14 protein-coding genes are annotated in these 14,003 nt (G+C 64.3%); 7 read left to right on the top strand and 7 right to left on the bottom strand.

Translation table 11 applies throughout. From position 1 onward, the window contains the following. Window positions 1-74: 74 nt before the first annotated feature. On the bottom strand, window positions 75-1,520 hold the full coding sequence (locus tag IFT57_RS18855; protein ID WP_192152297.1) for a lytic transglycosylase domain-containing protein: 1,446 nt from the start codon (window positions 1,518-1,520) through the stop codon (window positions 75-77). Between the two features lie 99 nt (window positions 1,521-1,619). After that, on the bottom strand, window positions 1,620-2,399 hold the full coding sequence (gene gloB / locus IFT57_RS18850; protein ID WP_192152296.1) for a hydroxyacylglutathione hydrolase: 780 nt from the start codon (window positions 2,397-2,399) through the stop codon (window positions 1,620-1,622). A gap of 81 nt (window positions 2,400-2,480) precedes the next feature. On the opposite strand from gloB, the gene IFT57_RS18845 reads away from it, so the two are divergent. The 4 genes from IFT57_RS18845 to IFT57_RS18830 all read left to right on the top strand — a co-directional run bounded on the left by IFT57_RS18845 (window position 2,481) and on the right by IFT57_RS18830 (window position 5,167). Then, on the top strand, window positions 2,481-3,251 hold the full coding sequence (locus IFT57_RS18845; RefSeq protein ID WP_122713743.1) for a class I SAM-dependent methyltransferase: 771 nt from the start codon (window positions 2,481-2,483) through the stop codon (window positions 3,249-3,251). Continuing rightward, a complete protein-coding gene (gene rnhA, locus IFT57_RS18840) occupies window positions 3,251-3,703 on the top strand; it encodes a ribonuclease HI (protein ID WP_122713742.1) in 453 nt (150 codons plus the stop codon). Before IFT57_RS18845 ends, rnhA begins: the two co-directional genes overlap by 1 nt. Before the next feature lie 141 nt (window positions 3,704-3,844). Continuing rightward, a complete protein-coding gene (gene dnaQ / locus IFT57_RS18835; RefSeq protein ID WP_122713741.1) occupies window positions 3,845-4,576 on the top strand; it encodes a DNA polymerase III subunit epsilon in 732 nt (243 codons plus the stop codon). Window positions 4,577-4,582: 6 nt separating this feature from the next. After that, complete coding sequence (locus IFT57_RS18830) at window positions 4,583-5,167, top strand: GNAT family N-acetyltransferase (RefSeq protein WP_342030368.1); 585 nt, start codon at window positions 4,583-4,585, stop codon at window positions 5,165-5,167. Here the strand turns inward: IFT57_RS18830 and IFT57_RS18825 are convergent. Both IFT57_RS18825 and IFT57_RS18820 read right to left on the bottom strand, forming a co-directional pair. Beyond that, window positions 5,150-6,052 carry a LysR family transcriptional regulator gene (locus IFT57_RS18825; protein WP_192053299.1) on the bottom strand — a complete coding sequence of 301 codons (903 nt, stop codon included), beginning with the start codon at window positions 6,050-6,052 and terminating at the stop codon, window positions 5,150-5,152. The two genes, IFT57_RS18830 and IFT57_RS18825, sit on opposite strands and share 18 nt — an antisense overlap. A 61-nt stretch (window positions 6,053-6,113) precedes the next feature. Then, window positions 6,114-6,323, bottom strand: a complete 210-nt coding sequence (locus tag IFT57_RS18820) for a hypothetical protein (RefSeq protein ID WP_122713739.1) — start codon at window positions 6,321-6,323, stop codon at window positions 6,114-6,116. A 175-nt stretch (window positions 6,324-6,498) separates the two neighbouring features. Between IFT57_RS18820 and IFT57_RS18815 the strand changes: the two genes are divergently transcribed. Next, window positions 6,499-7,050, top strand: coding sequence for an NADPH-dependent FMN reductase (locus tag IFT57_RS18815; protein ID WP_122794859.1), 552 nt, complete (start codon window positions 6,499-6,501; stop codon window positions 7,048-7,050). 113 nt (window positions 7,051-7,163) lie between these two features. Next, window positions 7,164-7,868 (top strand): YebC/PmpR family DNA-binding transcriptional regulator, encoded by a 705-nt coding sequence (locus tag IFT57_RS18810; RefSeq protein ID WP_192152295.1) that lies wholly within the window; start codon window positions 7,164-7,166, stop codon window positions 7,866-7,868. Between the two features lie 301 nt (window positions 7,869-8,169). Here the strand turns inward: IFT57_RS18810 and IFT57_RS18805 are convergent, their stop codons facing one another. Continuing rightward, complete coding sequence (locus IFT57_RS18805; protein ID WP_192152294.1) at window positions 8,170-9,456, bottom strand: leucine-rich repeat-containing protein kinase family protein; 1,287 nt, start codon at window positions 9,454-9,456, stop codon at window positions 8,170-8,172. Between the two features lie 157 nt (window positions 9,457-9,613). On the opposite strand from IFT57_RS18805, the gene IFT57_RS18800 reads away from it, so the two are divergent. Further along, complete coding sequence (locus tag IFT57_RS18800; RefSeq protein WP_192152293.1) at window positions 9,614-11,491, top strand: propionyl-CoA synthetase; 1,878 nt, start codon at window positions 9,614-9,616, stop codon at window positions 11,489-11,491. Window positions 11,492-11,503: 12 nt separating this feature from the next. Here IFT57_RS18800 and zapE read toward each other — a convergent pair whose 3' ends face one another. Continuing rightward, on the bottom strand, window positions 11,504-12,619 hold the full coding sequence (gene zapE, locus IFT57_RS18795) for a cell division protein ZapE (RefSeq protein ID WP_446731212.1): 1,116 nt from the start codon (window positions 12,617-12,619) through the stop codon (window positions 11,504-11,506). Window positions 12,620-12,647: 28 nt separating this feature from the next. Beyond that, window positions 12,648-13,790 (bottom strand): M14-type cytosolic carboxypeptidase, encoded by a 1,143-nt coding sequence (locus tag IFT57_RS18790; protein ID WP_192152291.1) that lies wholly within the window; start codon window positions 13,788-13,790, stop codon window positions 12,648-12,650. Between the last annotated feature and the right edge of the window lie 213 nt (window positions 13,791-14,003).

The raw sequence follows: 14,003 nt of genomic DNA, 5'->3' as shown, positions 1-14,003 counted from the left end.
GGAAGAAGAGTGATGATGGCGTTCAGCTGGCCTTGGAACGCTCCTTACGGGGAGCGTCCCAAGTCCGCGCGCACTTAGCGGCGGTTCAGGTAGACCGTGAGGGTCTGGCCGGGCTTGAGCGCATGGCCGCTGCGCGGATTCCAGCGCTTGAGGTGCTGCATCTCGACGTTGAAGCGCTTGGCGACCAGGTACAGCGAGTCGCCCTTGCGCACCTTGTAGGTGGTGGTCTTCTGCGCATCGCTGGCGGCCGAGCCGGCCTTGGCCAGTACGCGGCCCTTGGCTGGGGTCTCGGCCTGCATGACCAGCGTCTGGCCAGCCTTGAGATTCTTGCCGGTCATGCGGTTCCAGCGCTGCAGATCGCGGGTGTCGACCTTGTTGGCCTTGGCGATGGACGCCAGGTTGTCGCCGCGGCGCACGGTGTACGACTTGGGCCGGCTGGGCTGCACCACCGCCACTTCGTCGAAGACGCGCTGGGCAGGTGCCAGGGTCAGCAGTTCTTCGGGCTTCATGTTCGACAGGCTGGCGGTCAGCAACTGCGCCTTGGCCGTGGGCACCAGCAGGTGCTGGGTCGGCTCCATGGTGACGCGCTTCTTGAATGCCGGATTGAGCTGGAACATCTCGTCTTCGTCGATGCCGGCCAGCGCCGCGACGCGGGACAGGTCGACGCGCTGGTTGACCTCCACCACGTCGAAGTACGGTTGGTTGGCGATCGGGTTCAGATTCACGCCGTAGGCCTGGGGCGACTGCACCAGTTCGGCCAGGGCGAGCAGCTTGGGCACGTAGTCACGAGTCTCCTGCGGCAATGGCAGGTTCCAGTAGTCAGTCGGCAGGCCGAGCTTTTCGTTGCGCTCCATGGCGCGGCTGACCGTGCCTTCGCCGGCGTTGTAGGCCGCCAGGGCCAGCAGCCAGTCGCCGTTGAACATCTCGTGCAGCTTGCTCAGGTAGTCCAGCGCCGCACCGGTGGAGGCGGTGACATCGCGACGGCCGTCGTAGAAGTTGGTCTGGCGCAGGTTGAAGTAGCGACCGGTGGACGGAATGAACTGCCACAGCCCGGAGGCATCCGAGCGCGAATAGGCCATCGGGTTGAAGGCGCTTTCGATGACCGGCAGCAGCGCCAGCTCCAGGGGCATGTCGCGTTCTTCCAGGCGCTCGACGATGTAGTGCATGTACAGGCTGCCGCGACCGCTGGCGCTTTCCAGGAACGATGGGTTGCTGACGAACCACAGGCGCTGCTGCTCGACGCGCGGGTTCATGGCAATGCTGTCCTGCAGCTGGAAACCGTCGCGAATACGCTCCCACACGTCCTGGGGAGCTTTCTTGGGCTGGCTCTGGTTGACGAAAATCGGCTTGGGCCGCACGTGTGCGGTCAGGGCATGGGAACGGGCGTCCGGGGCGGCGCCCGAGGACACGCTCGCGGTGCTCTGGCAGCCGGCCAGGCCGGCGCACAGCGTGACCGCGATCGCCTGGGCCAGTCGCGTCAATGCGTCGGACTTGATGGTTTTACGTATGGATGACGACATTGGCTGGAGGATAGTTCCGCGCGAAAATGTCGGGCGATTCTAGAAAGTGACCGAAGGTCGGTCAACCTTTGAGAAATTTCCGACACAAATCAGGGCTCTTCAGAACTTATCTTTCCAACTACGCAAGGTTGCGAACACCGCCTGCGCCGTGCTGTGGGAGGTTCCGGCCCGTTCGTCTGCTTTTTGTTTAACGGATGTTTCAGCGGCCCGCAGAAACGGGTTCGTGCGCTTTTCCAGGCCGATCGAGGTGGGCAGGGTGATCGCATCGCGCTGGCGCATCGCGGTGACTTCCTCCAGCCGCTTGGCAATGTCCGGATTGCCGGGTTCTACCGCGCTGGCGAATTTCAGGTTGCTCAGGGTGTATTCGTGAGCGCTGTAGACCAGGGTGTCATCGGGCAGTACGGCCAGGCGCGAAAGCGATGCGTGCATCTGCTGCGCGGTGCCTTCGAACAATCGCCCGCAGCCGGCGGCGAACAACGTGTCGCCGGGGAACAGCAGGGGCTGCGTGTCGCTCAGGTGGTAGAACGCGATGTGCCCCGCGGTGTGCCCCGGCACGTCGTGGACCTGCAGGTGCAGGCCCAGCACGTCCAGGCTGTCACCTTCGCGCAGGGCGCGGTCGCGCGCCGGGATCGATTCCCCGGCAGGCCCGCTGACCTGCGCGCCGGTGCGCCGCTTGAGCGCCTGAACGCCGCCGACGTGATCGTTGTGGTGATGGGTGACCAGGATATCGGTCAGGCGCATGTCGGGATGGGCGTCGAGCCACCGCTCGACCGGCCCGGCGTCGCCCGGATCCACGACTGCGCACTGGCGCGCCGCAGTGTCTTGTAACAACCAGATGTAGTTGTCGGAGAAAGCGTTCAGCGCGTGAATCTGTATCATGGCTCGGTTCGCTTGATTTCGATTAATGGTCCATCTTAGTGCCCCGTCGGCATTAGGTGAACCTCAGTGTGGGAGATCGTCATGACCGATACCGCCTTTGCCCAGGCCGACCCACAGTGGCTGGCCCTGATCGGCCAGGCCCGCGAATGGTTCGCCGGGCCGCACGGCCAGTTGCTGCTGCGCGAAGAACAGCGCTTGCTCGAAGAGGAGCTGGCGCGCTTCTTCGGCGGCTATCTGGTGCATTACGGCCCCAGCGCCGAGCCACCGCCGGTGGCTGGGCAAATCCACCGCAACGTGCGCATGGGCGCTCCCTTTCCAGGCGTCGAGATCGTGTGCGAAGAGCAGGCCTGGCCGCTGGGCGAACACGCCGCCGACGTCGTGGTGTTGCAGCACGGGCTGGATTTCAGCCTGTCGCCCCACGGCCTGCTGCGCGAGGCGGCCAGCGCGGTGCGACCGGGTGGGCACCTGTTGATCGTCGGCATCAATCCGTGGAGCGCCTGGGGCGCGCGCCGGGTGTTCGCCAAGGACGGGCTGCACCAGGCGCGCTGCTTCTCCGCCTCGCGAGTGGCCGACTGGCTGAACCTGCTGGGCTTCGGGCTGGAGAAACGCCGGTTCGGGTGTTATCGTCCGCCGCTTGCCTCGCCCCGCTGGCAGGCGCGCCTGGCCGGCCTCGAACGCGTCGCCGGCAAGTGGCAGAGCGGCGGTGCCGGCTTCTATATATTGGTTGCGCGCAAGATGGTGGTGGGCCTGCGGCCATTGGTGCAGCAACGCCGCGAGCCGATGGGCAAGCTGCTGCCGCTGCCGATGGCCAAGGTCAACCGAGACAATTCGAACATCGATGGAAAAGCCTGATGAGTGACACTGTGGAAATCTTCACCGACGGCGCCTGCAAGGGCAACCCTGGCCCCGGCGGCTGGGGTGCATTGCTGGTGTGCAAGGGTGTAGAGAAAGAGTTGTGGGGCGGCGAAAGCACCACCACCAACAACCGCATGGAGCTGACCGCAGCCATTCGCGGGCTGCAGGAACTCAAGCGCGGCTGCGACGTGCTGCTGGTGACCGACTCCGAGTATGTGATGAAGGGCATCAACGAGTGGATGGTCAACTGGAAAAAGCGCGGCTGGAAAACCGCTGCCAAGCAGCCGGTGAAGAATGCCGACCTCTGGCAGCAGCTCGATGAGCAGGTCAATCGCCATCAGGTCAAGTGGCAGTGGGTACGCGGGCACAACGGCCATGCGGGCAATGAGCGCGCCGACGACCTGGCCAACCGTGGGGTCGATGAAGTGCGCGGCATGCGTCAGGCGTAGGCGGCCCGGTCGTCAGGCAACCGGATAGGAGCCCCTGCTGCGCTGTGCTAGAGTTTCACCGGTTGCCGTTCATGCCCTTCGGGCCTGCAGCCCATCGCTCCACCTTGATCTTCGCTCACCCTGCTCGAGAGTTTTCTGCCCATGGCCGTTCGTTCCGTAGTATTCGACACCGAAACCACTGGTATGCCGGTCACCGATGGCCATAGGGTGATCGAGATCGGCTGCGTCGAACTGATGGGGCGGCGTTTGACCGGGCGCAATTTTCACGTCTATGTACAGCCGGACCGGCCCAGTGACGAGGGCGCCATTGGTGTCCACGGCATCACCGACGAGTTTCTGGTGGGCAAGCCGCGCTTCGCCGAGGTCGCCGACGAACTCTACGAGTTCATCCAGGGCGCGCAGATCATCGCGCACAACGCGACCTTCGACGTGGGCTTCCTGAACAACGAATTCAAGATCGCCGGCATGCCCGAGCGGGCAAACATTGCCGAGTACTGCACGGTGATCGACAGCCTGGCGATGGCCCGCGAGCGCCATCCGGGGCAACGCAACAGCCTCGATGCGCTGTGTAAGCGCTATGGCATCGACAACTCCGGGCGTGAGCTGCACGGCGCGTTGCTCGACTCCGAGATTCTTGCGGACGTCTACCTGGCCATGACCGGTGGCCAGACCAGCCTCTCGCTGGCAGGCAACGCCAGCGATGGCGATGGCGGCGGCAAGCAGGGCAGCGAGATCCGCCGACTGCCGGCGGATCGCCGGCCCACGGCGATCATCCGCGCCAGCCAGGCCGAGCTCGACGAGCACCTGGCACGTCTGCAGGTTATCGCCAAAGCTGCCGGGGCCGATGCGCTCTGGACGCAGTTGGGCGCGTAGCCCGCTGTGTCGCCTGCGAACGGCCCGGCCAGTGGCTTGACCGATAGCCAGCCGTGCATTCGCCTGGCTGATGAGCGTTTCGACGACTACGTGCTGGGCGCCGATTTCAGTGCCCAGGTCTGTGGCTATGTATCCCCCGTGTTCAACCAGCCAGTCGCCCAATGGCCGCTCAGGACGGTGCGTGTCTATCGCAAGGACTACGGCATAGACCCTGCCGAGTTCGCCCGCTATCGCCAACCCAATGCCGGCGGTGCCATCTTCATGGCCTGGCTTGGCGAGCGGGCAGTCGGTCACGTGGTGGTCAGCCGGCACTGGAACAACCTGGCCTATGTCGACGAGCTGGCGGTCGATGCGGTGGCGCGCGGGCAGGGCGTGGCCGGGGCGCTGCTCGACGTGGTGCGTTTCTGGGCAATCAAGCAGGGTTTGCCAGGCATCATGCTGGAAACCCAGAACAACAACCTGCCAGCGTGCCGGCTGTACGAACGGTGCGGTTTCAGGCTGGGTGGGATCGACTACTTGCGCTACCAGGCCATCGATGCGGCCAGCCACGAAACGGCGCTGTTCTGGTACACGTTATTCGCGGACGGGTGAGAGCAACGCCTGCGCGTTGTGCGCGATGATTTCGAGCAGGGTCTTTTCCGCCGCGCAAACCGATGCCTCACTGCGCGTAAGAGCATAGAGAGTGACCGGCACGGCGGGTGACAGCGGACACGTATCCAGCCCCTGGGCACGCGCACCCGCTGCGGTAAAAGGATCGACGATGGCCAGCCCTTCGCCGGCCTCGACCATGCTGCGCATCATCTGGTAGGTCTGCACGCGAGTCTGGATGCGTGGGGGCGGATTCAGCGCTTGAAGCTTGTGTTCCAGCACCAGGCTTAGCGGGTCTTCCCCCTCCAGACCGATCATTGCCTGTCCCGCCAGTTCATGCAGTGCGATGTAGCGATGCTTGGGGGAGAGCCAGCCTTGAGGGGCGAGCAACTGCAGTTTGCCTTCGGCCAGCACCTGGCTGGTAATGGACGCGTGCTTGGGACTGTGCAGGCTCAGGCCGACGTCGGTCTGCTGCAGCAACAGGCTGCGCACCATGGCATCGGTATTCTGCACACCCAGCGTGCACGGGGTTTCACGAAAGCGTCGGCGCAGGGCAGCGATGCTCTGCGGCAGCAACTGGTGGGCCAGGGACGCTGTGCACACCACGTGCAGTCCGGGATCCTGATGCTCGCGCAGGCTGTCGGCCAGGCGTTGCAGGCGGTCCGCCTGAGTTTGCACGTTGGCGATGGCAGCCTGCATGCGCAGGGTTTCCGGGGTCGGCTGGAACCTCCCACGGGCCCGCGCAAACAGCAGGAAGCCCAGCTTTCGCTCGGCGTCCTGCAAGTTCTGTTCGAGGGTCTGCACGGGAAGGTCGAGCATTTGCGCAGCGCTCTTGAGTTCGCCGGTCTGGCAGAGCGCCTGGATGATTTCGATATGGCGCAGTCTCATGCGCGTTCCCTGCCGGCTAACAACCTGGGGGGCGTGTCAGCGTGAATGGGTGCACGGACTGTCAAGGGATTCGGATGATTTCCACGCCGCTCTGTACCAGTTGGAAACGGTCGTCGCCCAAGTGGTTGACTCGATCGCCGATGGCCAGCTTGTAGGTACGGGTCGGCGCACTGCCTTCGACCGCCGGGGTCGACTCCTGAAACTCATGCACCGGATAGATACGACCTTCCGCATCGCGTGCATGAAATTGCCCAACCAGGACTACCGCCATTTTAGTTCCAACCTCTGAAGAATTTTGCGTGTATCTCGCTGGCACTGTAGACCCCTGTTTATTCAGGTAGTTTTGCCAGCGAGAAAAAATAGTGCGAGCGCCTGACCGATGGCGGACAAACCGGGCCAAGTCATCTATAACTAGCCCTCGGTTCATTCATCACAGGGGTACAGGCATGAGCAAGGTCTATTCGGTTGCGGTACTGGTCGGCAGCCTCAGAAAAGAGTCGATCAACCGCAAGGTGGCTCTGGCGCTGCAGGCCATGGCACCTGACAACCTGACGTTGAAAATCGTGGAGATCGGCGATTTGCCGCTCTACAACGAAGACATCGATGTCACCCCACCCGCTGCTTATACCACCTTTCGCCAGGCGTTGGGCGAAGCCGATGCGCTGCTGTTCGTCACGCCCGAGTACAACCGCTCGGTACCCGCACCGCTGAAAAACGCGATCGACGTTGGGTCGCGCCCTTACGGTCAAAGCCACTTCACCGGCAAGCCGGGCGCGGTTATCAGCGTCTCGCCCGGTGCGGTGGGCGGCTTTGGCGCCAACCAGCACCTGCGTCAGTGCATGGTGTTCCTCGACGTGGCAATGATGCAGCAGCCCGAAGCGTACCTGGGCCACGCCGGTGGGCTGTTCGACGAGAACGGTCAGGTGGTGGAGAAGAGCCGGCCGTTCCTGCAGGGTTTCATCGACGGTTTCGGCCAGTGGGTGGGCCGCGTGGGTTGATGTTGCCCCCGGAGAATTTTGGTCGATGCGCTCGCGATGGGCAGGTAAACTGCGCCGCAACGCGCGGGCAGCAGTCGCCTGCGCATGGGTCGAGCGAACAAGAGAGCGGGTAAATGGGCGCACAGTGGAAAGTTAAACATCGCGAAGCAGCAGCCAACGCCAAGGGGCGGATCTTTGGCAAGCTGTCCAAGGAAATTTCGATCGCGGCGCGTTCCGGTGCCGACCCGGACACCAACGCTCGCCTGCGGTTGGTGATCGAGCAGGCGAAGAAAGCCTCTATGACCCGTGAGACACTGGAGCGCGCCATCAAGAAGGGCTCCGGCGTGGGTGCCGATGCGGTCAACTACACATTGGTCAAGTATGAAGGCTTCGCCCCGCACCAGGTGCCGGTCATCGTCGAGTGCCTGACCGATAACGTCAACCGCACCGTTTCGCAGATTCGCGTGCTGTTTCGCAAGGGCACGCTGGGCGCGGAGGGTTCGGTCTCCTGGGATTTCCATCACTACGGCATGATCGAAGCAACGCCTGATTCGGCCGACGTCGATGCCGAAGAGGCGGCCATCGATGCCGGTGCCCAGGATGTAGAGGAGGGCGAAGAGGGCGCGTTCCTGTTCCTGACCGAAACCACCGACCTGGACGCGGTGTGCAAGGCACTGCCGGAGCGGGGTTTCACCGTTGTGTCGGCGAAGATCGGCTACGTGCCGAAAAACCCGGTGACGCTGGATGACGCCGCGCAGCTGGCCGAAGTGGAAGATTTCCTCGATTCCATCGACGGCAACGACGACGTACAGAACGTCTACGTCGGCCTCGCCGGCTGATCCGTAGCCGCGTCCGGGTACATCGCGCTGTGACAGCTGGATTGTAGAAACCGCCGACGCGGCTTGCGCCGCTGCTACAGGGTTTGTATGCACGCGATGTTCCGGGTTGTCGCCGCCCGTGTAGCAGCAGCGCAAGCCGCGTCAAGATTCGCCGCGGTGCGTCCGGCAGATTACGCAGGCCGCCGACGCGGCTTGCGCCGCTGCTACAGGGGTTGTGTGTGCGCCGTGTTCCGGGTTGGCGCCGCCCGTGTAGCAGCGGCGCGAGCCGCGTCCGGGCTCGCTGCGGTGCGTCGGGGATACCTCAGGTACCCAGGCGCTGGGTGATTTCTGCGAAGCTGGGGCGGGCCAGCACCTGGGGCTGGACGCACTCGCGTTGCAGCGCCCACAGGCCGTCGTCGGCTTCAGTGCAACGGGTCAGCAGCTCCTCGAACAGCAAGCCGAACGCGCGGACCTCGATCCGCTCCAGCGCTTGCGATACCTCGCCACCGTCGCCGGGGTAGAACGAGGCTCCGCCGAAATCGCCGAACAGGCACTCGCCACTGTCGCGCCACAGCACATTGTGGGCGTAGAAATCCCCGTGGTTGATACCGCGTGCGTGCAGATGCGCGCCGACCCCTGCCATGCCCCGCAGCAGGCGCATCAGGGCGCTGCGATCGAAGGTCAGCTCGGCAGGGTAGATGTCGCGCGTACAGGAAGCCAGGCTGGGCGGACCCGCGAGGTTGGCGAACGACTGATCGATCAGCGCCATGACCAGCCCCGCAGTGCCGTCGGGATGCCCGCTCAAGCGTCCCAGCACCTCGATCAACTGCGGATGCTCGCCTGCGGCCATGCACGCGTTCATCTCGTTGACCGGCGAGCCATCGCTGGTCATCGCGCCCTTGTACAGCTTCACCGCCACCGGCTGCCCGCCGTCCAGGTGTGCTCGATAGATAATGCCCGAAGCCCCTTCACCCAGTCGCTCGTCCAGGCGCAGGTCGCTCCAGGCGATGTGCCCGCGCGTGCCCTCGCTGTGGGGAGTAGTGAAGGCGTCGCTCATGGGGTTGCCGGCATACGCCAGCCAGGCCAGCCGTGGCAGGCGCAGCAGCCAGTCGGGCAGGGCCGACAGGCGGTTTGCCGACAGCCGCAGCAGCTCGAGGTTTTCCAGTTGTGCCAGGCGCTCGGGCAAGGTTTCCAGACGGTTGCCCGAGAGCATCAGTTTCTGCAGGTGCAGGCAGTCACCCAGCGCGTCTGGCAAACGCTCGATGCGGTTGTCGGTGAGAATCAGCCAGCGCAGCTGTGGCGGCAACGCCTGCGCAGGTACGTGTTCGATCCGGTTGGCCTTGAAGCCGACCATGCTCAACTGCGGGCAGCGACCGATGCAGGCAGGCAACTCGGTGAATGGATTGTCCGAGCAGAACAGCACCTTGAGCTTGTGCAGCCGGTGCAGGTCATCGGGCAGCCGGGTCAGGGCGTTGCCGCTGAGGTTGAGCACCTCCAGGCTGTCGGCCAGGGTGAAGATGGCCTGGGGAAATTCGGTCAGGCCGCAGGCCAGGTCCAGGCGGGTGGCGCCAGCCAAATGGCCGGCTTCGAGCAGCTCGAGGGTATTCATGGGACAACCGTCATCAGGGAAATCGCGGTGGCCATCATAGCGGTTCGTGCGCGCCACGCCACGTTCGACGTTCGACCTTGGTCGGCTGGCAGCTCGGCCAACCCCAGCCATACTCAACGCTCGCCCTTCAATAACAACAATCCAGGGTTGGCTACCGATGAACTATGAGCAAGCGTACGAACGCTCCATTTCCGACCCTGCCGGTTTCTGGGCAGAACAGGCCCGCGCGGTCGCCTGGTCGCACCCTCCGCAGCAGGTGCTCGACGTACGGCCCGACGGCACCCATCGCTGGTTTGCCGATGGCCGTCTCAATACCAGCTATCTGTGCCTGGACCGGCAAGTCGCGCTGGGTCGAGGTGCACAGACAGCGCTGATCTACGACTCGCCGGTGACCGGCGTACAGCAACGCTTCACCTATCAGCAGCTGCTCGACCAGGTGGCGCGGCTGGCAGGCGTGCTCACCCGCCTGGGGGTGGCCAAGGGCGATGGCGTGGTGATCTACATGCCGATGGTGCCCGAGGCTGCGATGGCGATGCTGGCCTGCGCGCGGATCGGCGCGGTGCACTCGGTGGTATTCGGTGGCTTTGCTGCCAATGAACTGGCGCTGCGCATCGACGACTGCCGGCCCAAACTGCTGCTCACCGCTTCGTGCGGGGTGGAATTCGACCGCGTGATTGCCTACAAGCCGCTGGTCGACAAGGCCATGGGCCTGGCTCGCCATGCTCCCGGACAGGTGCTGGTGCTGCAACGTCCGCAGGCTTTGGCCACACTGCTGGAGGGCCGCGACCTGGACTGGCAGGCACAGTTGGCCGACGCGGCGCCCGCAGCGGCCGTGGACATGGCCAGCACCGATCCGCTGTACGTGATGTACACCTCCGGCACCACCGGCAAACCCAAGGGCATCGTGCGCGAAACCGGTGGTAACGCGGTGGCCCTGACCTTCGCCATGGGCGCGATCTACGGCATGCGCGCAGGCGATGTGTGGTGGGGGATTTCCGATGTCGGCTGGGTGGTCGGTCACTCGCTGATCGTCTATGGGCCGCTGATGTGCGGCTGCACCAGCGTGCTCTACGAGGGCAAGCCCATTCGCACGCCGGATGCCGGCAGCTATTGGCGCGTGGTCGAGCAGTACGGTGTCAACGCGCTGTTCTGCGCGCCCACCGCAATGCGTGCCATTCGCAAGGAAGACCCTGAGGGGTTGCTGCTGCGCGGTTACGATCTGAGTTCGCTGCGGCAGCTGTTCCTGGCCGGCGAGAAGCTCGATTCCAGCACCCATCGCTGGCTCGAGGCACAGACCGGCAAGCCGGTTCACGATCACTGGTGGCAGACCGAGACGGGTTGGCCGGTGACCGCTCCCTGCATGGGCCTGGAAGGCTCGGCAGTGCGGGTTGGTTCGAGCAATCGGGCGGTGCCGGGCTATCACGTACAGGTACTGGACGAACATGGCGAGCTGCTGGCGCCGGGCGAGCAAGGCGCCATCGTCATCGCGCTGCCGTTGCCCCCCGGTTGCAGCCAGACGCTGTGGGGCGATCACCCGCGCTACCTGCAAAGCTACCTGGAACGCTACCCCGGCTATTACCACACCGGCGACGGTGGCTATCTGGATGCCGACGGCTATGTCCACATCATGGGGCGCACCGATGATGTCATAAACGTCTCGGGCCATCGGCTGTCGACCGGGGAAATGGAGGACCTGGTCGCCCGACATGCCGACGTGGCGGAATGCGCCGTCATCGGCGTCAGCGATGAGATCAAGGGCGAGGTACCACTGGCGCTGGTGGTGCTCAAGGACGGCAGTACGGTAAGTCCGGCCGTGCTGCAGGCACAGTTGGTGGCTCAGGTACGCGAATCCATCGGGGCGCTGGCATGCCTGCAACGGGTGCTGGTGGTCAAGCGCCTGCCCAAGACGCGTTCGGGGAAGATCCTGCGGGCGGTGCTGCGCAAGATCGCAGCGCAGGAGGTGTTCGTCGCACCTTCGACCATCGATGACCCGGCGATACTGGAGGAAATCGCTCAGGTGCTCGCCGCGCGTTAGGGCGAGCAAGATCTACCGGCTCGATGGCTCGCCCAGCATGATCAGCTGTCCCAATCGACTGCGTGTGCGCATCAGGTCGATGACCGACCCTGCCAGGCTCTCGGCCAGGGGCCGCTCGCTGACCAGTATCAGCGTCTTGTCCTGGTCGTACAGCACGTCGATGAGGTTGATGAAGCGCTGCTGAACCGCGGTCGAACAGTCGTCCAGCAGCGGCAGATGGTCGATGCTCCAGTAGTCGAAACGCCTGCACAGAGCCAGGTAATCGATGACGGCCGTCGGCTCCTCGCACAGGTCGGCGAAGTTGAAATGGATGCGCTCGCCTGAGATATGGCGGGCACGCAGCTGGCGGTGTCCCACGGTGAACGCCAGCGGTGCCAGGTCGGCGGGCGGCAGTTGCAGCAGCGCACGCTGTGCCGCCGTGCCCGGCCATACATAGTGACCGCGGGTGAAACACTGCTGTGCACCTGACTGGGCCAGGCTGCGGTAGTCGGTGGCGCCGCCGACTTCGAGCACTTGCATGCGCGCGTTGATCAATTGGATGACGGGCAGGAAGCGCTCGTGATAGAGCGGGTTGGGCAGCAGGCCTTCCGGCGGGTAGTTGGAGGTCACCACCAAGAGGATGCCGCGGTCGAACAGCGCCTTGAACAGCCGCGTGATCAGCATGGCGTCGCCGATGTCGTGCACGTGGAATTCGTCGAAACACAGCAGGCGGCAGTTATCGAGCAGTTCATCCAGGGTGCTGGCCAGCGGATCATCGGCCTGGCCGTGATGGAACATGCCCTGATGCAGCCTCGCGAAGAAATCATGGAAATGCAGGCGGCGTTTCTCATCCACGGGGGCCGCGCGGAACAGGCCGTCGAGCAGCCAGCTCTTGCCGCGCCCCACGGCCCCATACAGGTACAGACCACTCGCCGGCGTGCCCTGCAGCAGCGCGGGCATGCGCTCGGCCATGCTGTCGATGACCCGCGACTGATCGGCGCCCAGCGTATAGCCCGATTGCCGGGCGCGCTCCTCGAACCAGGCGCGCAGTGCGTCACCGGCGGGGTCAGTGGCGGCGCCGGGCTGGGCGTTGCGTTCAGGTTTGAACAGACGCCTGTACAAGGCGAGCAGCGACGGCGGTGCGGTCAATCGGGGCGCTCCTCGAGCAACGTGAGGGTCAACGCAGGTTGGGTGCCATCTGCGCCAGCACGCTGAGCACATCGCCGCCCAGTCGCGCCGAGCGCTGGCCGTTCCAGCCGGTGAGGGTATCCGGGGCCGCGTCGTGATCCTTGAACGGCATCTCCAGGGTCAGCGACAGGCAGTCGAAACGCTCGCCGACGCTGTTGCAGGCCAGGGTCATGTTGGCCTCGCCCGGCTTGTCGCGGGTGTAGCCGTGTACTGCCTGGAAATCAGGGGTACGGGCGCACAGCAGGTCGCGAAAGGTCTGTTCCAGCTGGGCGATACGGGGCGTATAGCCGGGATTGCCTTCGCAGGCCGCGGTGAACACGTACGGGATTTCCTCATCGCCATGGGCGTCGATGAACAGGTCGACGCCGTGTTTCTCCATCTGCTGCTGCACGAAGAACACCTCGGGGGTGTACTCGGCGCTGGAGTCCTGCCAAGCACGGTTCAGGTCGCGGCCGCGGGCATTGGTGCGCAGGTGGCCATGGAAGGCGCCGTCGGGATTCATGTTCGGCACCAGGTACAGATCGGCCACCGCCAGCAGGGCCTGAATCTGCGGATCATTCGCCTGCAGGCGGTCGATCACGCCTTCCATGAACCACTGCGCCATGTGTTCGCCCGGATGCTGCTGGGCGATCAGCCACAGCCGACGCTTGCCCGGCGCGCCGTCGCCCTTGCGCAGCAACGGTATTTCCCGCCCCTCGCAGCTTTGCCCGACAGCCAGCAGTTGCAGGCCCGCCTGGGTGATCGCGCGATTGATCAGGGCGTCGTGCCGCTGCCGGCTGTAGGGCTCGAAATAGGCGAACCACATCTCGCCGTTCTGGGCTTGCAGACCGAAACGCAGTGCCTGGCCGTCGAACGTACTGGGCACGCGGAACCAGGTCTGTTGATCGCAGGATGCCACCGCGTGGTAACCGTGCCAGGCATTGTTATAGGAAGACTGCGCAGCGTTCTGCAGCGTGAACTCGTAGCGTTGCCCGACCTGCAGCTCGGCAGCCTTGAAGTGAAACCACTGAAAGTGTGGGCTCTGCCGGTCGGGACGAATCGCCAGCTGGATGTCGAGAGGGTCGCGTAGGTCGATCGCTTCGATGTTGCCGCTATCGAAGTCGGCGCTGATCAGCGGGGCTGGGCGGGTCACGGTAGGGTCCTGGAGTGAGTTCTTGTACCGCCCACTGTACACCGAGCACCGGGCCACTTCGCAACTAGCGCACTCACTTCAGGGGGTGATCTTCATGTGCCAGGACGATGGGCGTGAGGGAGCGTTCGCCTGCGCACCTGCAACATGCAAATCGCGCAAGCGCTTCAATGAGTGATGAATCGATTATCTACCCTTACTTGTTGCGCAAACTAA

Source organism: Pseudomonas sp. CFBP 13719 (assembly GCF_014842095.1).
GTDB lineage: Bacteria > Pseudomonadota > Gammaproteobacteria > Pseudomonadales > Pseudomonadaceae > Aquipseudomonas.
Note: the sequence above shows the minus strand (reverse complement) of the source record. Positions and strands in the feature narration are given on the sequence as shown.